The sequence below is a fragment of the Brevibacillus sp. MS2.2 genome (assembly GCF_013284345.1).
Taxonomy (GTDB): domain Bacteria; phylum Bacillota; class Bacilli; order Brevibacillales; family Brevibacillaceae; genus Brevibacillus; species Brevibacillus brevis_C.
Genome location: NZ_JABSUZ010000029.1, coordinates 56,409 through 81,537 on the forward strand (window position 1 = coordinate 56,409; position 25,129 = coordinate 81,537).

Genomic DNA, 25,129 nt, shown 5'->3' on the forward strand with positions numbered 1-25,129 from the left:
ATAAAAAAGCCCGAGCAATCAGGTAGCTCGGACAATGGTTTTCTGTTCTTTGGCGTGTTCAATCCCCGCAGATATGAGATGGCGTACATGATCATCATCCAACGAGTAAAAAACGAGCTTTCCTTCTTTGCGGTACTTGGCTAGTCCCATGTTGCGAAGAAGCCGCAGATGGTGGGAGGTGTTAGCGATCGAGCTTCCGATGATAGCAGCCACATCACAGACACAGAGCTCGTCTTCCATCGAGAGGATGTGAATGATTTTGGCGCGGGTGTCATCGGCCAACGCCTTGAAGATTTTTGCTACCCCTTCTGATTCTGTGGCGAACGGCTTTAACCGATTTACTTTTTCCTCATCAAAACATTGGATTTCACAGATGTCATCCACTGGAACCATCACCTCATGCTCTACAATGTCCTACTATTATAGACATTCGCGGAGAAAGTGAAAAGGAAAAACGACATTTTCATGGCAGTGTAGTGTCCCTCTCTGTTTTCGTGTAAGATGAACATGATCCAAGAAATGGGGAGAGAATACCATGAGTGCGCAACCAAAGTGCCCGAAGTGCCGTTCTGCAAAGATCGATTTGACGGAATCGATCAATAAGCCATTATACATAACCATTTATGTAGCGGTTTTGGCAGTGCTTGCCTTGATCGGCATTTCGGTGAAAGGGACTCCTGTCATCTTTTTGTTCCTCGGACTATCAGGGGCCTTTATCCTGTTTGCCGTTCGTCTTGCCTTAGAAAAGCGTAAAGTAATCAAGTGCAAATGTCTGGACTGTGGGGAGCGTTGGCAGACTACCCCAGCACCAGTAGAAGCCCGTACCAAGTAACAAGACTCCTAGTAATAGGGGTCTTTTTCTTTATTCTCGATCTGTAAAAAAATGGACGAAATATTCAAATCAATTCTTGAACGAACCTGAAGGATAAGATAATATAATAATTAAATATTTGTTTGAATGTTTGTGGATTGATTTCATTCGAAGCTGGGCAAAATAGATGCTTGGAAAAGGTGAGAACAGATGGCAGAAGAACGAAAAAAAGATGAGTGTTGCAGTGGGCATCAATGCGGAAGTGAGCATAAGCATGCTGGTAAAATTCTCACGGTTCTCGAGCCTGCGGCTGCGGCAACAGAAAGCGCAGGCATTCTTTCTTCACAGGCTGTTGTCTATCGCGTTACAGGTATGGATTGCAGTTCGTGCGCTAAATCGCTGGAAAAGCATATGCAGACGTTGCCTGCCGTAAAAGAGGTAAACGTGAACTTTTCCACGGGTAAAATGCAGCTCGTCGCGGATGGGCTGGGAGAAGATGCGGTGGTCAAAGAAGTCGCCAAGGCTGGATACAGCGCCATACTGCTTACGAGGCGCACGGCCAAAGCCGTACCGAAAACGGATCAAGCAGGGACGGCACTGACAACGATTTCCGGTGTGCTGTTGGCTCTCGGTTTTTTAGGTTCCTTATCGCCTAGCATATCTCCGCTGGTCGTTACTGTTCTCTATGCGTTGTCGATCATAAGTGGCGGCTACCGGCCTGCGCGCAGTGCTTTTTACGCGATGAAAAGTGGTTCACTGGATATGAACGTATTGATGTCTGTAGCGGCTGTAGGAGCAGCATTAATCGGTGAGTGGCTGGAGGGCGCGACGGTCGTCTGGCTTTTTTCCATCGGAAACCTGCTGCAAACCAAATCGATTGAAAAAACGCGCGACTCCATACGCAATCTGATGGATTTGGCTCCGCCTGAGGCATGGGTCAAGGTGGGAGAGTCTCTTACCCGCAAGTCAGTTGAGGACATTGCTGTCGGCCAAGTCATCGTAGTGAAGCCGGGAGAGAAAATCCCACTGGATGGTGTGATTGTACACGGGACATCGAGCGTCAATCAGGCCCCGATTACAGGTGAATCGATTCCCGTAGATAAGCTGGTCGGCGACAGTGTTTTTGCAGGGAGTGTCAACGAAAGCGGCGCGGTGGAGATTGAAGTAACAAAGCTGGTGGAGGATACAGCGATTGCCAGAATCATTCATCTCGTGGAGGAAGCGCAGGAGAAAAAAGCGCCTACTCAGGCATTCGTCGACAAATTCGCCGCGATCTACACGCCCATCGTGCTCGTGCTTGCTTTGCTCGTGATTGTATTCCCGCCATTACTCGGGCTCGGTACCTGGGGAGAATGGTTCTACAGAGGGCTTGAGCTGCTGGTTGTTGCTTGCCCGTGCGCATTGGTTATTTCCACGCCAGTTGCGATTGTATCCGCGATTGGAAACGCAGCGAGAAACGGCGTCCTGATCAAGGGCGGTACGTTTTTGGAAAAGGCAGGAGCGATCACTGCCATTGCCTTCGATAAAACGGGCACATTGACGGAAGGGAAGCCACAGGTTGCAGCGGTTATCGAGATGGAGGGAAGCGAAGACGAAGTATTGTCGATCGCCAGAACGATTGAAGAGCGTTCTTCCCATCCGATTGCACAAGCGATCCTCACCTATGCGAAACAAAAGCAGGTTGCTTCCCAGAGTGGGCAAGATTTCAAGGCGATCGTCGGAAAAGGGGCGAGTGCTGTCATTGGAACCGAAACATTTTATGCAGGGAAGCCCGCTCTGTTTCAAGAGCTGGGAGTCGATCTGTCGGCATGGCAAACGAAAATCGAGTCATTACAAAGTGAAGGACATACACTGGTGGTTATCGGAACCGCAACGAAATTGATCGGGATGATTGCCGTTGCCGATACCATTCGTGAGATTACGGTTAGTGCGATTGGCAAGCTCAAGGCCGCAGGTATCGAAGACATCGTGATGCTGACAGGTGACAATGCAGGTACGGCGAAAAAGGTCGCGAGTCAGACTGGTGTGAACCGTTATTTTGCAGAGCTGCTGCCACAAGATAAGGTAGAAGCGGTCAAGCGACTACAGCAAGAAGGCAAGGTCGTCGCCATGGTGGGTGACGGGATCAACGATGCGCCTGCTCTCGCATCAGCTGACTTGGGGATTGCCATGGGTGGGGCTGGCACCGATACGGCAATGGAAACCGCTGATATCGTACTGATGGCTGACAATCTCGAAAAGCTGCCGCACACGATGAAGGTCAGCAGAAAAGCACTCGCGATTATCAAGCAAAACATCTGGTTTTCGATCATCGTGAAGCTGGTCGCACTCGTGTTGATCTTCCCAGGCTATCTAACCTTGTGGCTGGCGGTACTCAGTGACACAGGAGCCGCATTGCTGGTTATCTTAAACAGCATGAGACTCTTGCGAATGAAGGATTAAATAAAAAAGGGAGATGAGCCGTTGAAGCTCTCTCCCTTTTTCTGTGCAAGTTTTTATACCAAGACGCCGCCGCCGTATCTTTCGAATTCTTTTTGGGTGCAAGCGACAAAGTGACCCCGCTCAATTTCACGCAAGATGCGTTCTTCTCCTTGATCTTGCAAATATTCCTGATCATCGAAAACGATGCGCTTACGGTTGCGCTCATAATCAGGGTCTGGCAATGGAATTGCCGAGAGCAACGATTTGGTGTACGGATGAATCGGATTCTCGTACAGGCGATTACTTTCTGCCAGCTCCACAATACGTCCGCGGTACATAACACCAATGCGGTCACTGATGTATTTAACCATGGACAGGTCATGGGCGATGAACAGATAAGTCAGGCCTTTTTCTTTTTGCAGGCGTTTGAGCAGGTTAATGACCTGGGCCTGAATGGACACGTCGAGAGCAGAGATCGGTTCATCGGCAATGATGAATTCCGGATCAACAGCCAATGCCCGTGCAATCCCGATCCGTTGACGCTGTCCGCCGCTGAACTCATGCGGGTAACGGTTTGCGTGCTCGCGGTTGAGGCCAACGGTTTCCAGCAGCTCGTGTACCTTGGCGATGCGTGCTTCCTTGGTTGCCAGACGATGAATGTCCAGACCTTCCGCAATAATATCGGATACAGTCAGACGTGGGTTCAATGATGAGTACGGGTCTTGGAAAATCATCTGGATTTTGCGGTTGAGCCATTTCTTTTCTTCAAGTGTTTTCTTTCCGTGTACACTTTGTCCATTGAACAAGACCTCTCCGCCAGTTGCATCGTATAGGCGAAGGATGGTTCTTCCTGTAGTGGATTTACCGCAACCGGATTCACCCACAAGACCGAAGATTTCTCCTTTGTAGATGTCAAAGGTGATACCATCTACAGCTTTCAGCGTATGACCATTTCCGAGGTCAAAATGCTGTTTCAAATCTTTGACTTCAACCAGCTTCTCACGGTTCTCGTAGTTGAAGGTTTTTTTGGTGCTTACTGGAGCGTCAGTCGCATCATCAGAATTGACTTTTCGTCTCACAGCCGAAGCAGGCGGTTTGATGTCAGGTGCCATTTCATGCAGGAGCCATGTTGCCGCATAGTGCGTATCGGAGATTTTGAACATCGGTGGTTCATATTCCAGATCGACCTTCAACGCATATGGGTTACGAGCCGCGAAAGCATCACCCACAGGTGGCTTGAACATATCAGGCGGCGATCCAGGAATGGACATCAGCTCTTCATCGCTGGCATCGAGGCTAGGCATGGAACCCAATAGACCCCATGTATACGGGTGCTTAGGATCGTAGAAAATTTCATCGACTTTACCGATTTCCACAATTTTACCTGCATACATAACTGCTACACGGTCTGCCATGTTAGCAACGACACCGAGGTCATGCGTAATAAAGATGATCGAGGTACCCATTTTCTTTTGCAGTTCTTTCAGCAACTCCAAAATTTGCGCCTGAATCGATACGTCCAGAGCAGTTGTCGGCTCATCAGCGATGATAATTTTTGGATTGCAGGCCAGTGCGATGGCAATGACGATCCGTTGGCGCATCCCGCCGGAAAACTGGTGCGGGTATTGATCGACACGTTCTTTGGCAAATGGAATCCCTACCATTTCCAACAGTTCAATAGCACGGCTGCGCGCGTCAGCACGGTTCAGCTTTTGGTGCTTGATGAAGCTCTCCATGATTTGGTTCCCGATAGTCATCGTCGGATTCAAGGAAGTCATCGGGTCTTGGAAAATCATCGAGATATCGCGACCGCGGACATCCTGCATTTCTTTTTCGGAAAGCGTAACCAAATCTCTTCCTTCAAAGAGAACTTGTCCTTTTGGAATGCGTCCAGGAGGAGACGGAATGAGGCGCATAAGTGCTTGTGAGGTGACGGATTTACCGGAACCAGATTCACCAACAATCGCCAGCGTCTCTCCTTTTTCCAGATCGAAGGAGACGCCTCGTACTGCTTTGACTTCACCTGCATACGTATCGAATGACACATGCAAATCTTTTACTTCTAAAACTTTTCCCATATAATCCTCCCTTTCGAGCATGCTTTGTCGTGATTAACCCTCCATGTATATCCAACAATCTCTCTAACTAGAGGTAATCCAAAAGTCGACTCTTTGAATACGCACTAGTATAAATTTTTACGAAAATGAAAATCATTATCATCATTATACTATATTCATAAACCGTTGTTAAAAAAATTTTTTATGCGTTGCATATCCATACAGATCTTTTCCTGAATTTTGCCAAAAGCCCACAATAGGGGTTTTTTTAGCGTTACCAAATGATAGCCCAGTCATACTATGCATCAATGCAACAGAATACTGGCTGATAAGGAGGGCAACGCTTGTGAACAAGCTCAATCAGTCAAAGGAAATCGCGCTCACTTTTGATGATGGGCCGGATCAGTTGTGGACGCCTCGTGTGTTAGAAATATTAGCCCATTATCAGGTAAAGGCAACTTTTTTCTGTGTGGGACAAATGGTGAAGTATAACCCGAAAATACTGGAGCGGATCGTAAAGGAAGGACACATGGTAGGAAACCATAGTTGGGATCACCCTGACTTTACGAAAATACCGCTTTTGGCTGTTCATGAGCAGGTAGAACGTACCTCAGATCAGATCGAAAAGGTAGTAGGTGTGAGACCTCGAATGGTTCGGCCACCATATGGAGCAGTAAATGAGGAAGTCATCCAGCTACTTGTAGCGAGTGACTACGAAATCATTATGTGGGATTTAGAGAGCTGGGATTGGAAAGGTCTCACCGGTCCACAGGTCGCGAGAAACATCTTGGGACATGTCCGCCCAGGTGCAGTCGTGCTTCAACATTCCGCTGGCGGTACGAAAGACACGCTAAAGGGAAGTATGGACGCCTTGCCCTATGTCATTGAGGTGTTAAGTGAGCAGACATATACCTTCTCAACCATTTCCGCCTTGTTTCAACTGACAGCTTATCGGGAAAGAACCGATCCTGTCGAGAAAAGGAGAAGGGGCAGATAGAGGAGGAAATGGATTGGAATCTGTGGTAATTAGTAGAATAAGAAGATTTCTTTCAGGGGAGCGAATCAGAAAATGTCCAAAGCCGATAATATGCTCTCCATTTTGTGGCTGTTGAAGACCGGTAAACGAATGACAGCCAAGCAGTTGGCAGAGATTCTCGAGATCAATATTCGCACTGTTTATCGCTATATTGATTCACTGTGTGCGAGCGGTGTACCCATCATTTCCGATGCCGGACACAATGGTGGCTATAGTTTACTTCAGCATTTCAATGAAGCTCCGTTATTTTTCGATCTCAACGAGCAAAAAGCCCTGATTCATGCAGCGGCTTTTGCCCAAGAGGCGGGGTATCCCTTCGGAGCAGATTTGCACAGGGCCATTTCCAAGCTAAAACGTTACACAAATGAAGAGCAGCGTGACGCGATTGACCGACATAGTATCGGCTTCGAGGTGATCCAGCCTCCTGTTGATCCTTCTCTGGAATCTACCCTACAGGAGCTGGAGCTGTCTGTTGCCAATGGGTACACCCTTTCGATGGAGTATCAGAAAGCCTACCAGACAACGAGACAGAGGCGTCATATCGATCCATACGGACTCGTTTATTGGAAGGGGAACTGGTATATCGTTGCCTATTGCCATCTCCGTAATACCATTCGCAGCTTTCGTGCAGATCGTGTCTATGAGATCGAACGTACAGAAGCCAACTTTCAACGCCCACCTGAATTTTCTGCGCGGCATTTTTTTCTCTCGAATTTACTACCGGAAGCAGACAAGCAGGGCAACACCATTTTGATCAAAGTCAAAGGAAGACCACAGTCACTCGCTGATTTGTGCAGGCATTGGTATCTCGGACATACTGTGATCGAGCGCAGCGAGGCACAGGTGATCTTTCAAGTAGATGAGCAAATGGCCCATTCGATCCTTCCTCATTATCTTTTGCCATACGGAAAATCCATTCAAGTGGAAGAGCCAGCCTTTGTAAAAGAGCGTTTGGCTGCCATCGCTGCCGATTTATTTCATTTTTATCAGTCGACTTGAATTCACTGACCATTTTTGTCAGTAGAGTTGATTTATATTGAAAGCAAAGAAGAGATGGAAAAAGGGAATGGGGGCAGATTGATTATGAAGCATGAAGCATTGCGTTTGTACGAATATCATGTATGGGCAAACGAAAAGGTATTCGAGCGGTTGCAGGAGGTACCAGAGGGAGTAAGTGAGCAGGAGGTCCCGAGTGTGTTTCCGACCATCACCCAGACGCTGGCTCACATGCTCAAGACGGATTATGTTTGGTTGTTGGCCATGAAGGGGGAGAGCTACGAAGAGGTAGGACAAAAAGTAGGGGTTCTCTTGCAGGAATTAAAAGGGAAAAACGTACACGAGCTGCGAAAACTGTTTGCCGAATCAGCCCAACAGTTCAGAGATTTCTTCGGGCAAATCTCGATGGATGACACCTCGCCTTATACGCACCCGGCATTGGGCACGGTTCACGCTCGTTACGCCGACATCGTCCAGCACATCGCCAACCACGGAACCTATCATCGAGGCAATATCTCCGCCATGCTCAGACAAATGGGTCACGCGGGAGCTTCCTCCGATTACATTTTTTATTTGTTCGAGACTTCTGCGGTAGAACAGTAAAGGTTTTTCATCTTTTATCAACTACCGAAAAAAACAAGCAGCTTGTAGAGGGAACAGGAGAAAACAGCGAAGATCTTAGGGACACCGTCCGAGACGTAATGCAAAAAGCGAAACACGCCCTTAAGCGTCCACCTCTGAGATATTTCCAGATTGGACCACTTTGGACGCGGTTTCGCTTTTTGCATGGAGTCGGCCAGTCAATCCCCCAGTGGGTGGCCCTAGAAGCTGAGTCGTTTTCTCCTGTTCCCTCTCCTCCACTACAGCCACGCAAACTGCATGTTTTTTAAGGATTCATCGTCCGAGCAATTCGCACCTCGAGCCCATTCAAGAACTGACTAAGGTTCGGCTTTCGTTCTCCAAGGATGCTTTCACCAGACTTGCCGGGTTCAAAGATCACGTCATTATTTTTAGCGACCTCGCTCAAGTAATCCTTGACGATCCGTCCTGTTTTCGTAGCCTCATATTTCTTGGCAAAGTTCTGATACTCTTCCTTGACGGCCGGGAGCAGCTTCATTGTTGCTTCGTCAATGGCATCATAACGGTAATCAGACAAGTATGTTTTGAGATAGTCGATATAGAGCGTACGAAGCTTCACTGCACGTGGGCTACTGCGGTAGTTGACCAAATACTCTTCGACTTCAACCATTCTGGGTCCGAGCTCGGCCCGCGTGATTTGCAAACCGCCGTCACCCAAATACGGTTTGCCCGTTTCTGTTTCTTGAATGGACAAGTAGTCCTTCCCTTCCTCACCGAGCGAAGCAGCATATTTTTGCAGTGCTTTGTAATCCACTTGCCAGTAGAAGGACATATCGTTCGTTGCCTGTAAGACGAGTCCGCCCTCTGTTTGATTGAGGAGCCATTGCTTGAAGCTGTCATCGCCTTCTAGCTTGTTGAAATCATAGGGGTATTGCAGGGCGTACAGCTTATCCGCATTTCCCGGCTGGGCGAGGAGCGCCTTGAAGTTATCGTTTATCGTAGGCAGATGTTTTTCGTAGTACTGATCAAGTTCAAAAAATAATTGATCGGCAGTTTTCGTGTCCGTTTTCGCCAGATGCTGATCCAAAAAGGCAGTTAGCTCATTCGCTTCCTTGGCTTGCGCAGCTAGTACGGTGAACTGCTTGAGCAAATCATCGGCAGGCTTTTCGCCTTTTGTCGCATCAGCGGGAGACTGACCTGTGTTTTCAGTCGCAGGTGGGGCAGGGTCTTTTACCGTCAGTTGATCAGAGGCAGAGGTGCACCCTGTTACAAAAGTAATCGCGACGAGGCTAGAGACAAAAGGTAGAACATATCGTTTCATATCTTCATTTTCACTCCGTTATGTTGAATGGTTTCAGTTGATAAATCATCGTAGATACTTGAGCGTCTTGCGTCCAGCGATCTCCATCGCTTACGAACAGCCGCTGACCTGACGGACTCCAGACGATTTCGCTGTTCAGATTCGCATGAGTAGACAATCGGAGCATGAATCCGGTTGTGGCATCCATGACGTAGAGACCCGTCATACCTTGGGACAGGCTGAAAATCGAAAGAGCGAGCCGCTGTCCATCGGGCGACCAGGATAGCTGCTGCAATAGGCGTCCTTTGATAATGGGCTGGTCGGGCTTACTGCCCAAGGAATCAGTGATGGACAAGCTGATCTCATCTACCGCAGTCTCCCATACAAACGCGAGTCTCGTACCGTCCGGGGAAAGTGAAAAGTCAATCACCTTGCTGTGCAGGAGCTTCTCCTCATGACTGCCCCAAACGGTCATTTTCAGTTGTTTGTTGGCATCCAGGTAGTACAGACGATCACCATGCTTGGCGACTTTTTGGACAGGTTGATTGGTAGTGGGCAAAGTATAAGGGGTGACCCTGCCGCCCCGATCGATGAACACCACTCCGTATTCGTATCGCTTCACGATCGGCATGACATACGTACCGTTATCGGCCCAGGAGCCTTTGGCATCAGCCATCATTCCAGACAAGTCGGCCTCACCGATTTGCAAGGGCAGGGTGCTACCTGTTGTAAGATCACCCACCGCTGCATGGATGCGATCAGCTAGCAGCACATGTGTACGATCGTGGGAGAGCTGGGCTGTGTCCTTTGCCTTTATACCGATTGGCTTGCTTGAACCATTTTGCAGATTACGTATGTGCAATTCATCATCCGTCTCTGAGTCAGTTCGGTACAGAAGCTCAGTTTCCGAAAGCCAGCCAAGCGCGTAAACGCCATCCAGTCGATCCACTCGCTCCAATGCAAGAGAAGCGGCTTGCTCAGTAGTGGGGGGATCGATGATCGTGATGTCGTCAGCCTTGTAGCGACATCCTGTCAGCAAGAATAGCAACGCTGTTACGAAAAGGATCATGAAATGCCTCGGTAGCCGTCTTTCTTGCATCAGTGCTTGTGCCTCCTTTCTATATGTTCATTCGTGCCGTTTGTCTATCTTACGAGGAGATAATCTCACCAAAATTTCGACATGTTTCAAACTTGTAAACGAAGAGCTTCGAAAGTGACAATAAATGTCGTGCCTTGTCCATTGGGACCATTCTCTACGCGAATTTTGCCATGCTCTCTCTCGACAAATTGTTTAACGAGGGACAAGCCGAGACCAGTTCCACCTGTTTGACGAGCACGATCGGGATAAATCGTGTAAAACGGATCGAAAATGCGCTTTCGTTCCTCTTCTGGTATACCAACGCCTGTGTCTTGAATCAAGACGTCGACCTGCTGGTGCATAGCGTGGGTGCACACGGTGACAGAGCCGCCTTGCGTATTGTATTTGATCGCATTGTCTATCAGATTGAGGAAAATATGACGGAGGCTGTTGGGATCTGCCCAAATCGTAGCAGGGGCGAGCTCGCGGTGAATCGTAATCCCTGATTTTTCAGCTTTGCCCAGCAGGCGCAGACAGAGCTCCTCCAGCATTTCATGCAGTGGCACCTGCTCAGGGCGATGCTCAAATGCATAGGTCCCCATAGCGGATAGCTGTAGTGCTTTTTCCACGAGTTCATGCAATCTGGAGGCCTCACCGGCAATGGCTGTGCCAGCCTGGTGCGTCATAGCGGGATCATCTCCGTACATTTGCAGCAGGTCGGCGTTTGCCTTGATCGCGGTAAGCGGCGTTTTGAATTCATGACTGACATTATCGAAAAATTGCTTTTGGGTATGAATGTTTGCCTGAATGGCTTTACTCATATCGTAAATGCCATGGCTCAAATCTCCCAGCTCATCAAGGCGAGTCAATGGTGGTGCTTCTAAATAACGGCCCATCTGAATGTGTTCAGCCGCACGCTTCAATTGACTGATTGCAGAAGCATGACGATTCATGTAGAGCAAGCCAAATAACAGGCCGAAGCCAAGCACTGCCAGTCCAACGTACAAAAACAGCAGGACTAATTCTCGGTCGAAGCTGAGCTGGTCTTTAAGGGACGACTCAAAATGAATCACGCCGATTTGCCCGTCAGGACCTGAGAGGGGGGAGAGGTATTGCAGCGTGTCCCCCACGATTACATAAGCGATTTTGTTTTGCAAGGCGTAGGTGAAAGGACTTTGTACATCTGGTCTGGCAGCCATCGGCAAAGAATCCCCGACTGCAGTACCGCCCATGTCGTACAAAATGACGCGATGATGGCTCGTTGCGGATAGCTCAATGGCCAGTTTTTGACCTTCTATTTTCATAAACGTTTGCGAGGGGATTGGCGTACCCGTGACGTATTGCTGTGTGATCCTGACTTGAGCGGTACGGGCCAGCCCGTCCATCGTATTTTCCATCTGTTCACGCTGGTAGCTGCGAACGCCTTGCAGAACCAAGCTGCTCAATACAGCCACTGTAAATAACAGGAGACCGGCGAGAAACCAAGTAAACTTCCATTTCAGACGAAGTCTCATGATGGTTCTCCCACTGCTTTATAACCAAAGCCGTAAACGGTCTGTAGCAAATGCTGATGCTCCCTCCCCAATTTCGCACGTAGACGCTGGATATGAATATCCACGGTACGCGTTCCTCCCTCGTAGTCCATCCCCCAAACCAAGTCGAGTAATTCTTCCCGCGTAAAAACTCGCTTCAAATGAGTCAGCAAAAGAGCGAGCAAATCGAATTCTTTCGGGGTTAGTACGATTTCTTGCTGATGGGAGAAAACGGTTCGCTGCTCCAAATGAAGCTGGAGCGCCCCAACGATTACCGCATCCTTTTGCTGGATAGCCGTGTTCTTTTCCAAACGTCTGTACAGTGCTTTGACCCGCGCTACTACCTCACGCAGATCAAACGGTTTGGTCATGTAGTCATCGGCTCCCAATTCCAATCCGACAAGTTTATCGACGATGTCGTTTTTTACAGTCAGGAGCAGAATGGTGATGTCTTTTCGATCTTGGAGTTTTCGACATACGTCATAGCCCGACAATTTCGGCATCATGACGTCGAGTACGAGTACATGGGGATGAAACGATTCGACTTTTCGCAAAGCCTCCTCGCCATCTGTTGCTGTTTCTACTTGGAATCCTTCGCGCACAAGCGCATAAGCAATCGCACTCACGATTGTTTGCTCGTCGTCCGCGACGACAACCTTGCATTCCACGGACACTCCCTCCCGTCGTCCCTTTCTATTGGTACGTACCATACCACGTTCAAGTTATCGGTTCAAATCGATCAAATATTCCTGATAGGAAGCAAGCGTCACTTTTGTTATACTTTCTCTATTGATGATAATGAGAATTATTATCAATATTTACATAGAGGATCGGGCAGAGGTGAGAACATGAACGAAACACAGGCCTTGGTTCAACAATTCACAGAGAAGACCATGGCAGAAGCCATTTTTAAGCTGCGTGACATTACATGGCTCAAAGCTCAAGGACATGACCGACTACGCCAACAATTCACTCATTCGCATATTTTGCTGGTAGTAACCGGGGGACGGGGGCGCCTGCGACTGGAGAACGAGGAGTACCAATTGCGGCAGGACGCGATTTACGTATGTCCTCCTATGCTTACGTTTGGCATCGTCCCTGATTCCGCTGATCATTTGGAGATGTACATGCTTCGTTTTGATGTCTTTATGGAAACGAGAGACAGGCATCGGCGCTTTCAAGCCCTTCGGGAAAAGCATCTGTTTCCTTTTCGGGGAGAGATCTCTGTTCAATCGGCAGGGCAACTTCCTGTCTATTGTGATTTGATCCAGAATCTTTGGAAGCAAGAGACGGCACTCGAGCGTTTCCGAGGCCAACACACATTTCAAGAGCTATGGTACCACATCGTCAAGCATGCTCACTTCTCATCCACGGATTCTGGAATGGCGCTGGAGCGGGCACGCGCACACATGGAAGAGCATTACTCGGAAAATGTGACGATTGAACAGCTGGCACGCATCGCAGATGTGAGTCCAAAATATTTCGTCGATCTGTTCAAAAAAACGTATGGCATCTCAGCTATGGATTATTTGGCAGAGCTTCGTATCAGCCGGGCGAAGCAGATGATGGTGCAGTCCCATGCCAAGCTGCGCGATATCGCTCATCAAGTCGGCTACAACGACGAGTTTTACTTTAGTCGAAAATTCAAGAAAGCGGTTGGTGTTTCACCCACTCTCTATATGAAAAGCCGCCAACGAAAAATTGCGGCGTACGGCTCGACCATCATCGGGCATTTGCTGGCTTTGAAAATGATTCCTTACGCTGCACCCTTGCATCCGAAATGGACGGCTTACTATCATCACAGCTATCGCAACGATATCCCGGTACATCTGAGCGCGTTTCGAATTAATCAGAATTGGAAAGCCAACATCGAATTGCTTCGCGATGCCAAGCCGGACGTCATCATTGGCTTGGACGAGACGAGTTTGCAGGAACAGAAGCATCTGGACGAGATTGCGCCCACCTTGTATGTACCCTTTGAAGAGCGGGGGTGGAAAGAACAACTTCAGCTTATGGCAGACTTTTTGGGCGAGTCCGTGGAAGCGCATCATTGGCTTTGCGAGTACGAGAAAAAGGTGAAGAGGGCCAGGGCACAGCTTCAACACGTTCTGGGCGATGAAACGGTACTCATCGTGCGGATTTTGAAAAACCAGCTCTATGTCCACTGCAATCGCAGTATGAATGAAGTGTTTTATCAGGATTTGCAAGTCAAACCTGCTTTTGTCTCGGAGCAGAACGAGTACGACCAGCTTGTGACCGTACAGGAAGTGGCTGCGCTCGCGCCAGATCGCTTGCTGCTGTTGGTTTGCCAAGAAGCTGAAACGCTGGCATGCTTCCAAGCTTTGAAAGCATCGGGACCATGGCAAGAGATCGAAGCAGTCCGCAACAATCGGGCGCATCTCATTATGTCGGACCCTTGGCGAGAATACTCGGCAACGGCTCATGAACGGATCGTGGAAGAGAGTGTGAGATTATTTTCAGGAGATCGTCCATGTTGATTCTGGATTTCGTCCATGGTCGGGCATGAGTGGATGTTTTATAATCACGAATGATAATCGTTATCACTAATCTAGAGTGAAACATTACATTTCTGAGAGGGGTCTTTCAAGAATGAAAAAGATATACCTAGGCTTGAGCATTGCAGCGCTGACATTGGCTCTGACAGCGTGCGGCGGAGGAAAAGAAGCAGCGAATAACACGACTGCACCTACTGCAGCACCTGCGACAACAGCTACAGCAGAAAAGCCGGCCGATGAAGCTAATAAAGCAGAGACACGCACGATCAAATATTTGGATAAAGAATACACCGTTCCTAGCAAAACAGAGCGGATCGCCATTGTAGGCAGCATGGAGTCCATGGAAGATTCGCTGGTACTGAACGTGAAACCGGTAGGAGCGATTTCTGTAGGCGGTAAATTCCCGGAGATGTTTGCACCGATTACGGGCGAAGCCACATCCATCGGGGAAAAAATCCAACCGAATCTGGAAACCATCCTGTCCTTGAAGCCTGATGTCATTCTGGGAAGCAGTAAATTCCCGCCCGAGATGGCTGAAAAATTGAACAAAATTGCGCCTACCTTCCCTGTTTCCCACATTTCGACCAACTGGGAAGCGAATCTGCAGTTGCTGGGTGAGTTGACTGGCAAACAAGCTGAGGCAGAGAAAGCGCTCAATGAATATAAATCAGGGATTGAAGCTGCAAAAGCAAAATTGGGAGACAGTGTGAAGGATAAAAAAGTATTGGTGATTCGTCTGCGCCAAGGAAATATCAACATCTATCCAGAGAAGGTGTTCTTCAATCCAGCTCTGTACGCAGACCTTGGTTTGACTGCACCTGATGAAGTAAAAGCAGCGAAGGCACAAGAAATTATCTCCATGGAGAAGTTCAGCCAAATCAACCCGGACTACCTGTTCATTCAATTCTCTCCAGACGAGAATAAAGACAAGCCAAACGCATTGGAAGATTTGCAGAACAACCCGATTTGGAAGAGCGTGAATGCTGTGAAAAACGGCAATGTTTACGTAAACGTGGTTGATCCTCTCGCACAAGGCGGTACTGCTTGGAGTAAAACACAATTCCTGAAGGCGGCTGTAGAAAAATTGTCTGCCAAGTAAAAGTGGGCGAGGGTAAGCTATGCAATCCAAAAAAGCAACTTCCATGATCATACTAGCTGTTTCGCCAGTGGTGATCCTCCTTACCATCTTGCTCTCCATTCATTACGGGGCCAAGTCGATTGATGCAGGGACGATTTATCAAGCTTTCTTTGCCTTTGATGAAGGGAATGTCGATCATCAAATTGTCATGCACTCTCGCTTGCCGAGAGTTTTGGGCGCACTCATGATCGGAGCATTTTTAGCGATATCAGGAGCGTTGATGCAGGGGATGACGAGGAATTACCTCGCGTCCCCCTCTATTATGGGTGTGTCTGACGGTTCGGTCTTTGCTGTTACGCTGTGCATGGTGTTCATTCCATCCGCTACGAGTGTCACGATGATCACCATGTCCTTAATCGGTTCAGCACTCGCAGTCGCGATGGTTCTCGCTTTTTCCCGACTGTTGCCGAATGGCTTGACGCCAGTAGGGATGGCGGTCATTGGCACAATTACGGGCACCTTTTTGAGCAGTATTTCAGCCGCAATTTCTGCTTATTTTCAAGTCTCGCAAAACGTCAGCTTCTGGTACAATGCTAGGCTGCATCTCTTGGAGCCTGGGCTGGTGAAGCTAGCGGTTCCTTTTGCCATCGTCGGTATTGTCCTCGCACTTCTTTTGTCCAAATCGATTACGATCTTGTCCTTGGGAGACGAAGTATCTCGCGGTCTTGGACAGAGAACGGTGATGGTCAAAGTGCTGGCAACGACCGCTGTCGTCATTCTGACAGGCATTTCTGTAGCGTTGGCAGGAAAAATCGCTTTTGTCGGGCTGATTATTCCGCATATTACCCGCTTTTTGGTAGGTCTCGATTATCGATGGATCATTCCGTGTGCAGGATTGCTGGGCGGCATTTTCCTGGCCCTGTCTGACGTTCTCAGCCGATTTATGAACAGTCCGTTTGAGACCCCTATCGGTGTGGTAACGGCTTTTATTGGCGTTCCGTTCTTCCTCTATTTGATTTACAAGAGAGGAGGGGGAAAGCATGCCTAATCAAAAAGGTAGATTTCGTTTGCTATTTCTCTTCAACATCGCCTTGATTTTGCTGGCGATTTATATCAGCGTGACCAACGGTGTATTTGACATGACGGTGATGGATGTCATCCGTACGTTATTGCGTGTTGATCCTGTAGCGGAATACGATTTGGTTATTTTCGATTTTCGCCTGCCTCGGATAGTTATTGCGGCGTTGGTCGGCTTTGGCTTGGGGGTCGCTGGTACCGTCATTCAGGGGATCACCCGTAACGGGCTGGCTGATCCGGGGATATTGGGCATTAACGCTGGGGCAGGAGCCGCTATCGTCGCCTTTATGTTTTTCTTCGGTGGGCAATTCATGGAGGCGAGCTGGTATTCCATCATGGCCATGCCTTTGTTCGGTTTGACAGGCGGATTGCTTGCGGCTGGACTGATTTATCTATTCGCCTGGCGTAACGGGGCGCTTGACCCACAACGACTGATTCTCGTGGGGATCGCTATTGGCTCTGGATTGGGTGCCGTGTCACTGTATCTCTCGTTAAAAATGAATCCCAACGATTTTGAAATGGCAACCGTATGGCTCTCGGGAAGTATTTGGAGTGCCAACTGGACGCATATTGCAGGGATGCTGCCATGGCTAGTCATACTCATTCCTGTTTTGATGCGCAAGGTGCATATTCTCGATTTGCTTCAACTGAGCGAGGAGTCCGTCAAAAATCTGGGTGTGTCTGTGGAAAAGGAGCGCAATATTCTCCTGCTGTCGAGTATCGGGATCGTGAGCGCGTGCGTCTCAGTTTCCGGAGGCATCGGATTCGTCGGCTTGATGGCACCGCATATTGCGAAGCGTCTGACGGGAATCCAGCACAGGTATGTTCTTCCCTTGTCGGGAACAATCGGGATGCTCATGGTCGTGGCAGCGGACTTTATCGCCAAAACAGTGTTCACACCCATTGAACTGCCAGTGGGTATCGTCATTTCCATCATCGGTGTACCGTATTTCTTCTATCTACTGAGTAGAAGAAAAAAATAAAGAGGGGACGTGCAAATTGTGAAGGGACAATTGTTTGCAGACGTATGCCATCACCGAGCACTGCTCGTATATTTGCCGCCATCCTATGACAAGAGTACATCCCGTTTTCCCGTCATGTATGTCCATGATGGCGGTGACTTGTTTGATCCTGCTTTTAGTACTGCACTCGATGTAATTGAAGAAAAGTTTGCAGAGGGAAAAATTCCTGAGCTAATTCTCGTCGGCATCCAACCAGAAAACCGCAGGGATGACTATACACCTTGGTTTTCCCAATCGATCTCGCCTGAGCGGAACATTGATTTTGGCGGGCAAGGAGATGCATATCTTTCTTACGTCGCCAATGAATGTAAGGCGTATATCGACAGCAAGTACAGGACAGACCCTAGGCCGGAAAAAACAGGGATCATCGGATTTTCGCTTGGTGGCTTGATCTCGATGTACGCAGCGCACCAATATCCGAATGTTTTCACGAAAATCGGCAGCATTTCGGGATCGTATTGGTATGAGGGCATGGTTCCGTTTATGCAGGAAAAGAAAATGTACCATCCCGAGCTGCGCATCTACATGGATGTTGGCAGTAAGGAAGGTGCCAAAAAACAAAACATCCAGAAACAAATGGTGCCGCTGACAAAAGAAGCGCATCAGATATTGGCTGATAGCGGCTTTACAGCGGATCAGCTCGCCCTGTTCATTGACGAAGGGGCGGATCATTTGAGCGAATGTGCAAACGCCAGATTTCCGGGGGCGTTGCAATGGCTCTGGAATGAGAAGGAGGAGACAGAAATGGAACTGGCCAAATTGATTAGAGAGCGCCGCTCGATTCATCGCTTTACAGATCGTGAGGTAGACCCTGCGTTGGTTACTGAACTGATGGATACAGCCGTGTGGGCGCCGAATTATCACATGACACAGCCGTGGCGTTTTATCGTGACATACGGGGAAGGTAAGAGAAGAATCGCCGAAGCCGTGCGGATCATGAAGGAAAAGCGGGAGATTGATCCTGCGAAAAAGAAAGAAGTAGGCGAGAAGTTTTACAATAAAATCATGGCGATCCCGATGCTGATGACGGTCATCATGGAAGAAAGTCCGAACCTGATTACGCGTCAGGACGATTTCGCTTCGACCAGCATTGTTATTCATAACTTTAGCTTGCTGGCGTGGGAAAAAGGCATTGGTTTGACATGGGAGACGTACCCATGGATTCACGAGCAGGAATTCCGTGAAGCGATGGGCATTCGACCAGGAGAAAAAGTGCTGGGGAACCTGCATATCGGTTATCCAGCCGCGATTCCTGGCGCTCAGCCGCGTATTCCTGCAACAGAGCGCATCACACTTGTCGACAAGGCATAGGACAAGATCAAGTGAATTTTTCTTGTCACAAGATTACTTTTTGTGGTACCCTTGGTTCATTCTACAAGAAAGGGTGACCATTAAGCCAATGATCTGCTAACTCCTATTTCCACAAAACCAATCGGATAAATCGATGCGTTTTTGGATAGGGGTAGTATGTGCATATTGGCGAATAGATGGTAGATCCTTTTTAGACTCACCAAAGGGTTTCTATGTCTTTTTGACGATAATATGCGTAGCCTCCTGTCCAGATCGCAATGGATAAGGAGGCTTTTTTATGTCAAATGTTTTGAAAAACCGCTATGTCAGGGCTATTTTGTTATCAGCATTCCTGTTGCAAATCGGAGTATGGGTGCGCAACATGGCGATTCTGCTCTATGTGATGGATCATACAGGAGGCGATCCGTTCGCTGTCTCCATGATTTCTGTGGCGGAGTATGCGCCAATCTTTCTGTTTTCCTTTCTTGCTGGTACGTTTGCTGATCGCTGGAAACCGAGAAAAACGATGGTCTGGTGTGAGCTGCTCAGTGCTCTGTCGGTTATCGGAGTGCTGCTTACCTTCGTTTACGGCTCGTGGAAGGCCATTTTTTTTGCCACGCTTATTTCAGCCATTCTCTCTCAGTTTTCCCAACCGTCCGGAATGAAGCTGTTCAAGCTGCATGTACCTGGTGAACAGCTTCAGGTAGGAATGTCCGCGTATCAGACTATTTTCGCGATCTTCATGGTATTTGGTCCGATCGTCGGTACATTTGTGTTCCAGCAATGGGGGATGGAGATTGCCATGGTCATCACGGCAGTTGCGTTCCTCTCTGCGGCCGGTGTCCTGTATTTGTTGCCGCCAGATCGTGTCGAGAAAGAAGGTCAGCAAGAAACGGCACTGCTTGGGGAGATGGTCAGCGGGATTCGTTATGTCTTCTCCAGTCGCGTATTGTCAATGCTTGGCTTTTGCTTTTTGGCTGTGGGTTTCTCATTGGGAATGATTCAGCCGCTTGGGATTTTTCTCGTGACCGAACAACTGCAATTGCCGAAAGAAAGCTTGCAATGGTTAATTACTGCCCAAGGTGTGGGGATGATTGCTGGAGGGGCCATGACGATGGCAGCTGCCAAAACGATTCCACCGCAAAAGTTATTAGTCATGGGGCTTCTTGGAAATGCAGTCGCAGTAGCGATTTGCGGGATGTCTGCGAATCTGTGGCTGACACTTGTTGCCCAGTTCATCGCGGGATTGCTCTTGCCCTCCATTCAAATTGGGATCAACACGATGCTGCTTAAAAACACAGAGAGTACCTTTATTGGTCGGGTGAATGGAATACTAACCCCGCTGTTTACAGGCTCCATGGTTGTCATGATGAGTATTACGGGGGTATTGAAGCTGTATCTTCCGCTCGCAGTCATATACGGGATCGCTGCATTCCTGATGATCATTGGTCTTAGCTTTATTTTGCCGCTTTATCGTATGCGGGAAGGAAACGTGGTGCAAAGTACAGAACAGACTGGTATATAAGCGTTTGGTAGCAAAGGGAGGCTTGGACCAGATGGTGCACGAACAGATTTCTTCTATAGAAGGTTTGAAGATGGTAGCTGCTGTTCGCGAGCTGGCGATTCGGTTGCCAGAAGTAACGGAGCAGGTAGACGCTTTTGGACATACATCGTTTCGCGTAAACGACAAGCCGTTTGTCATTTTGGGAGAGGGGGGCACTGAAGGCCCCTCCCTTTCTGTGAAGGTGCTGAAGACGACTCAAGAGATTTTGCTTGCGCAGGAGCATTTTTACAAGACGCCATACATCGGACATCACGGCTGGGTTTCGATCCTGGACAAAAACGTGACTAGCTATGGTGAAATCGAGGATTACATACGGGAAGGCTATATGTGCGCGGCTCCCAAGCGATTGGTCAAGCAATTACAAGAGCAGCCTCGATAACACAGCCTTTATGAAAAAGCACACCTCCCCTGATCGTTCCTGTATAATTTTAGCGTAACGAGTAGTGAGCGAACGTTTGACACAGCAGCATTCAGACAAAGGGGGAGCCGGTTTTGGATTGGAATCTCCAGCAGATGAGCAAATTGCTTGAGGTCGTTTTTGAAAATGCCCATGAACCGATGATCGTAACAGACAAGGACGGAAAAATACTCTTATTGAATCGGAGCTATCGGGAATTTCTGAATGTACAGGACGTGATCGGACAGCCAGTGACGGATGTCATCGAAAACACGCGGATGCATATTGTCGGTCAGGAGGGTGTTGCCGAGATCGCCGACATTCAGCAAATAAAAGGACAGAACATGATTGCGCATCGCATCCCGATCATGGACGAAGGAAAAGTGATTGCGGTTCTGGGAACGGTGCTGTTCCAGGATGTGCAGGAGCTTACTGCTTTGGCTGCGATGGTTGCTCAGTTGAAGGATGAGCTGACCTATTATAAGAAAGAGCTGCGGCGGCGGATGGGGGCTACCTATCATTTTGACCAAATCGTTGGGTACAGCCAGAAGCTGCAGGAGCTTAAAAAATTTTCTCAGAAAGTTGCGAAAAGCGATTCGACTGTGCTCATCACAGGGGAAAGCGGGACGGGCAAGGAGCTATTTGCCCACGCCATTCATGCCGAGAGCAAGCGGAAAATGGGGCCATTCATTCGGGTGAATTGTGCCGCTATTCCGGATTCTTTGCTGGAATCAGAGCTATTTGGCTATGAAGAAGGTGCGTTTACCGGAGCTGTTCGCCGCGGAAAAAAAGGAAAGTTCGAGCTTGCCAACCATGGAACCATTTTGTTGGATGAGATCGGGGACATGCCGTTGCCGCTGCAAGCCAAGCTACTGCGTGTTTTGCAGGAAAAAGAAGTAGAGCGGGTAGGTGCTGTTCGGACGACGCCAATTGATGTGCGGGTGATCGCTTCCACGAATTCGGACATGCTTCAAAGCATCAAGGAAGGGAAGTTTCGGGCGGACCTCTATTACAGGTTGAATGTCGTGTCACTCTCGATCCCTCCGTTGCGCGAGCGTCTGGAGGATTTGCCAGAGCTGGTTTCGAATCTGCTCAAACAGCTTGGTGATTCCACTGGCGTTGTGGTCAGGGCCATTGATGAAGAGGTGTGGAACGTACTTCGGGGCTACTCCTGGCCAGGCAATGTAAGGGAGTTGAAAAACGTGCTGGAACGAGCCCTTCATCTACTCGAAGACGATGTCCTGAAAAAGGAGCATGTTTGGCTGCCTGTATCTGACGAAGGGGCCCTCGCGTCCTTGTCGAGTCCAACTCATGTTGTTCGGCCATTGAAAAAAGTCTTGGAAGAGGCTGAGCAGGAAGCACTTCGCCAAGCGATGCAGCAAGCAGGGGGCAACAAGCTTACCGCCGCCAAGCTGCTGCAAATCAGCAAGTCCACCTTTTACGAAAAGTGGGAGAAGTATCAGTAGTACGAGGCGTGTATAAGTCGGGGATGTGGCGTTGAGCCAGGTTCGCGGCTTTTTTCATCTACAGGACCAACGTTTTGGTAGATTCCGGTTTTCTGGAATAGAGCAAGGTGAAATTCTGCTTAAACCCAGTAGCCTTCCGTGAGCAAATTCCCGAAAAGGTGGGCAGATTTTTGCTAGATTCCATAAAACCGGACAGAAATTTCCGGAAATCCGGAAAAACTGCAAGCGCTATCATCTGCTTACCAACAGTCCAGACACGATGAACGGGTATGGTTGAACGATTTTTCTGGAATCGGTTGGAGTTGGCATGGTCCATGCAATTGAGTAAGTATGAAAGCGTTTTCCTCAAGTGAATACACAGAATTTCCTCTGTAACGAGAGGAGAAAATTGAAAGGAGAATTATATGATCATCGAAGTGTTATCCATCTTGATTTCGCTCGGTCTCCTGATGTTTTTTGCATATCGGGGCTATCCTGTTATCGTATTTGCCCCTATTTTTACGCTGCTGGCCGTTGTCCTTTCCGGGATCTCTTTGTTGCCGAGCTACACCGAAACCTTTATGACGAATGCAGCGAACTATGTGAAATCATTCTTCCCTATTTTCTTACTGGGTGCCATTTTCGGAAAAGTCATGGAGTTGAGCGGTGCTGCCTCGTCTATTGCCCACACGATTGTAAGGGCACTTGGCTCTAATCGTGCGATCTTGGCTGTCGTTCTGGCATGTTCGATTTTGACGTATGGCGGGGTTTCCCTGTTCGTTGTGGCGTTTGCGGTGTATCCGTTTGCCGCCGCGATTTTCCGTGAAGCCAATATTCCGAAGCGTCTCATTCCAGGAACGATTGCGCTCGGGGCTTTTACGTATACGATGGATGCCTTGCCGGGTACACCACAAATTCAAAACATTATTCCTACGACTTATTTTGGTACGGATGCTTATGCTGCACCTGTTGTTGGAACGATTGGCGCCATTATGGTTTTCATTGGCGGGATGCTATGGCTGGAGCGCAGACGCAAGCAAGCTGTCGCTGCTGGGGAAGGCTACGGCGAGGGACATACGAATGAGCCGGAGTTGATCAAAAATGAATCCTACATGAACATCTGGGTCGCGATTCTGCCGTTGGCGTTGGTGCTCGTGGGTAACTATATGTTCAGTAGAGGGATTTGGACAGTAGAGACGTGGTACGATCCAGCGATCCTCAAAGAATCATTTAAAATTGAGAAAGTGAAAAACGTCGTATCTTCTTGGTCACTGATTATTTCGCTCTGTCTTGGAATTATTGCCGCGCTTTTAATCAATGTGAAGCAAGTCAAAAACAAGCTGGCTAGTGGTTTGACTGCTGCCGCGATGGGCTCTCTCTTGGCGATCTTCAATACTGCCTCCGAAGTTGGATTCGGAAACGTTGTGAAAACATTGCCAGGCTTCAAGCTCATCCAAGGCTGGATTATGGGAGCCAGTGATCATCCATTGGTTTCTGAGGCACTGGCTGTAAACGTACTGGCAGGTGTGACAGGTTCAGCGTCGGGAGGAATGTCGATCGCGCTGGAGGTTATGGGCAAGCAATACCTGGAGATGGCGAATGCTGCGGGAATCAGCCCTGAGTTGCTGCATCGTATTGCCTCGATGTCTTCCGGTGGTATGGACACATTGCCGCACAACGGAGCGGTCATTACACTACTCGCGATTACTGGTTTGACTCATCGTCAATCGTACAAAGACATTTTCGCGATTACGGTTTTGAAAACAGCTGTCGTATTCATTCTGGCATTTGCCGTTTCTATTTTCTAATTTTATAGACAGAGAAAATGAGGAACAGGAGAGGAGATACTAGGGTATGGAGAAATTGTTGGAGCAGCAGGTAGCAATAGTAACAGGGGCAGCGAGCGGAATTGGATTGGAGATTGCCCGGACGTTTGCCGAGGAAGGGGCGAAAGTCGTCATACTGGACTTGAATGGGGAATTAGCGGAAGCAGCAGCAGCCCAATTGCAAAAGGAAGGGCACGAAGCAATCAGTTTTGGCTGTAATGTCACCGACGAGGTACAAATGCAGGAGTGCATCCAGCAGACAGTCAAGACTTTTGGCAGACTCGATATCTTAGTGAATAATGCCGGATTGCAATTTGTCTCTCCAATAGAAGAGTTTCCGACTGCAAAATTTGAACAAATGCTCGGTATTATGCTGACAGCGCCTTTTGTTGCGATTAAACACGTGTTCCCCATTATGAAGCAACAAGGTCATGGCCGTATCATCAATATGGCTTCGATCAACGGCCTGATTGGCTTTGCGGGAAAGGCAGCGTACAACAGTGCCAAGCACGGAGTCATCGGGCTTACCAAGGTTGCAGCCCTGGAAGGAGCAGCGGCTGGTATTACGGTAAATGCCATTTGTCCGGGGTATGTCGATACGCCGCTGGTACAAAACCAATTAGCGGATTTGGCTAAGACAAGAAATGTGCCGTTGGAAAAGGTGATGGAAGAAGTCATCTACCCGCTGGTGCCACAGAAGCGACTGCTGCAAGTAAAGGAAGTAGCGAACTACGCTGCCTTTTTAGCTAGCAAGAAAGCGTCAGGCGTCACGGGTCAGGCTGTCGTCATTGACGGTGGGTATACAGCCCAGTAAGCCTGTTAAAGCCCCTGTTTTTATAGGGGCTTTTTTAATTTCGCTATCTTTTTTTAAAAAACTAGTAAAAAAGGTCTTGTATTCTCTTTTTCTATGTGATAGATTATTACTTGTCGCCAAGAACGACGACAAAATACGAGAAAAGAAAACGAGATTCGATAAAAAACTTCTTGACTCGCAAGTAACGAACGTGATAAGATATAAAGCGTTCGACAAAAATGCTCTTTGAAAACTGAATAGCGAAAGCGTTAATGAGTCTATCATTAAATGATTTGCCAGCTTTGAACCAG

22 protein-coding genes are annotated in these 25,129 nt (G+C 48.4%); 15 read left to right on the forward strand and 7 right to left on the reverse strand.

Annotated elements, in window-relative coordinates; all coding sequences use genetic code 11:
- Positions 1 to 18: 18 nt before the first annotated feature.
- Positions 19 to 393, reverse strand: coding sequence for an ArsR/SmtB family transcription factor (locus HP568_RS22130; RefSeq protein WP_173630238.1), 375 nt, complete (start codon positions 391 to 393; stop codon positions 19 to 21).
- A 142-nt stretch (positions 394 to 535) separates the two neighbouring features.
- On the opposite strand from HP568_RS22130, the gene HP568_RS22135 reads away from it, so the two are divergent.
- Positions 536 to 832: a hypothetical protein gene (locus tag HP568_RS22135; RefSeq protein ID WP_048036073.1), complete on the forward strand. Its 297-nt coding sequence runs from the start codon at positions 536 to 538 to the stop codon at positions 830 to 832.
- A 189-nt stretch (positions 833 to 1,021) separates the two neighbouring features.
- Positions 1,022 to 3,253, forward strand: a complete 2,232-nt coding sequence (locus tag HP568_RS22140) for a heavy metal translocating P-type ATPase (protein WP_173630239.1) — start codon at positions 1,022 to 1,024, stop codon at positions 3,251 to 3,253.
- Between the two features lie 53 nt (positions 3,254 to 3,306).
- On the opposite strand, the gene HP568_RS30080 is transcribed toward HP568_RS22140, so the two are convergent.
- Positions 3,307 to 5,310, reverse strand: a complete 2,004-nt coding sequence (locus HP568_RS30080; RefSeq protein ID WP_082196068.1) for an ABC transporter ATP-binding protein — start codon at positions 5,308 to 5,310, stop codon at positions 3,307 to 3,309.
- A gap of 325 nt (positions 5,311 to 5,635) precedes the next feature.
- On the opposite strand from HP568_RS30080, the gene HP568_RS22150 reads away from it, so the two are divergent.
- The 3 genes from HP568_RS22150 to HP568_RS22160 all read left to right on the forward strand — a co-directional run bounded on the left by HP568_RS22150 (position 5,636) and on the right by HP568_RS22160 (position 7,924).
- Positions 5,636 to 6,286: a polysaccharide deacetylase family protein gene (locus HP568_RS22150; RefSeq protein WP_309142235.1), complete on the forward strand. Its 651-nt coding sequence runs from the start codon at positions 5,636 to 5,638 to the stop codon at positions 6,284 to 6,286.
- Positions 6,287 to 6,358: 72 nt separating this feature from the next.
- Entirely contained in the window at positions 6,359 to 7,324 is a 966-nt protein-coding gene (locus HP568_RS22155; RefSeq protein WP_173630240.1) for a helix-turn-helix transcriptional regulator, read from the forward strand.
- A gap of 84 nt (positions 7,325 to 7,408) precedes the next feature.
- Complete coding sequence (locus HP568_RS22160; RefSeq protein ID WP_048036078.1) at positions 7,409 to 7,924, forward strand: DinB family protein; 516 nt, start codon at positions 7,409 to 7,411, stop codon at positions 7,922 to 7,924.
- Between the two features lie 283 nt (positions 7,925 to 8,207).
- Here HP568_RS22160 and HP568_RS22165 read toward each other — a convergent pair whose 3' ends face one another.
- From HP568_RS22165 to HP568_RS22180, 4 genes are all read right to left on the reverse strand, one after another.
- Entirely contained in the window at positions 8,208 to 9,221 is a 1,014-nt protein-coding gene (locus HP568_RS22165; RefSeq protein WP_173630241.1) for an ATP-binding protein, read from the reverse strand.
- A gap of 10 nt (positions 9,222 to 9,231) precedes the next feature.
- On the reverse strand, positions 9,232 to 10,299 hold the full coding sequence (locus HP568_RS22170) for a PD40 domain-containing protein (protein WP_173630242.1): 1,068 nt from the start codon (positions 10,297 to 10,299) through the stop codon (positions 9,232 to 9,234).
- Positions 10,300 to 10,385: 86 nt separating this feature from the next.
- Entirely contained in the window at positions 10,386 to 11,792 is a 1,407-nt protein-coding gene (locus HP568_RS22175; protein ID WP_173630243.1) for a sensor histidine kinase, read from the reverse strand.
- Complete coding sequence (locus tag HP568_RS22180; protein ID WP_173630244.1) at positions 11,789 to 12,478, reverse strand: response regulator transcription factor; 690 nt, start codon at positions 12,476 to 12,478, stop codon at positions 11,789 to 11,791. Before HP568_RS22180 ends, HP568_RS22175 begins: the two co-directional genes overlap by 4 nt.
- 180 nt (positions 12,479 to 12,658) lie before the next feature.
- Here HP568_RS22180 and HP568_RS22185 point away from each other — a divergent pair, with 180 nt between their 5' ends.
- The 10 genes from HP568_RS22185 (at position 12,659) to HP568_RS22230 (ending at position 24,839) form a co-directional block, all read left to right on the forward strand.
- Complete coding sequence (locus HP568_RS22185) at positions 12,659 to 14,308, forward strand: AraC family transcriptional regulator (protein ID WP_173630245.1); 1,650 nt, start codon at positions 12,659 to 12,661, stop codon at positions 14,306 to 14,308.
- 112 nt (positions 14,309 to 14,420) lie between these two features.
- Positions 14,421 to 15,425: an iron-hydroxamate ABC transporter substrate-binding protein gene (locus tag HP568_RS22190; protein WP_173630246.1), complete on the forward strand. Its 1,005-nt coding sequence runs from the start codon at positions 14,421 to 14,423 to the stop codon at positions 15,423 to 15,425.
- Positions 15,426 to 15,444: 19 nt separating this feature from the next.
- Positions 15,445 to 16,452, forward strand: coding sequence for a FecCD family ABC transporter permease (locus tag HP568_RS22195; RefSeq protein WP_173630247.1), 1,008 nt, complete (start codon positions 15,445 to 15,447; stop codon positions 16,450 to 16,452).
- On the forward strand, positions 16,445 to 17,464 hold the full coding sequence (locus HP568_RS22200) for a FecCD family ABC transporter permease (RefSeq protein WP_173630248.1): 1,020 nt from the start codon (positions 16,445 to 16,447) through the stop codon (positions 17,462 to 17,464). The genes HP568_RS22195 and HP568_RS22200 overlap by 8 nt, the downstream gene beginning before the upstream one ends.
- Before the next feature lie 9 nt (positions 17,465 to 17,473).
- On the forward strand, positions 17,474 to 18,814 hold the full coding sequence (locus HP568_RS22205) for an alpha/beta hydrolase-fold protein (protein WP_173630249.1): 1,341 nt from the start codon (positions 17,474 to 17,476) through the stop codon (positions 18,812 to 18,814).
- A gap of 277 nt (positions 18,815 to 19,091) precedes the next feature.
- A complete protein-coding gene (locus HP568_RS22210; RefSeq protein ID WP_048036088.1) occupies positions 19,092 to 20,318 on the forward strand; it encodes an MFS transporter in 1,227 nt (408 codons plus the stop codon).
- Positions 20,319 to 20,349: 31 nt separating this feature from the next.
- On the forward strand, positions 20,350 to 20,736 hold the full coding sequence (locus HP568_RS22215) for an MmcQ/YjbR family DNA-binding protein (protein ID WP_173630250.1): 387 nt from the start codon (positions 20,350 to 20,352) through the stop codon (positions 20,734 to 20,736).
- A gap of 113 nt (positions 20,737 to 20,849) precedes the next feature.
- Positions 20,850 to 22,220, forward strand: coding sequence for a sigma-54 interaction domain-containing protein (locus HP568_RS22220; RefSeq protein WP_173630251.1), 1,371 nt, complete (start codon positions 20,850 to 20,852; stop codon positions 22,218 to 22,220).
- A 404-nt stretch (positions 22,221 to 22,624) separates the two neighbouring features.
- Positions 22,625 to 24,007: a GntP family permease gene (locus HP568_RS22225; protein ID WP_048036091.1), complete on the forward strand. Its 1,383-nt coding sequence runs from the start codon at positions 22,625 to 22,627 to the stop codon at positions 24,005 to 24,007.
- 46 nt (positions 24,008 to 24,053) lie between these two features.
- Complete coding sequence (locus tag HP568_RS22230) at positions 24,054 to 24,839, forward strand: 3-hydroxybutyrate dehydrogenase (RefSeq protein WP_173630252.1); 786 nt, start codon at positions 24,054 to 24,056, stop codon at positions 24,837 to 24,839.
- Positions 24,840 to 24,945: 106 nt separating this feature from the next.
- Here the strand turns inward: HP568_RS22230 and HP568_RS29555 are convergent.
- Positions 24,946 to 25,129: hypothetical protein (locus tag HP568_RS29555; RefSeq protein WP_217366716.1), on the reverse strand; the 184-nt coding region annotated here is incomplete at its 5' end.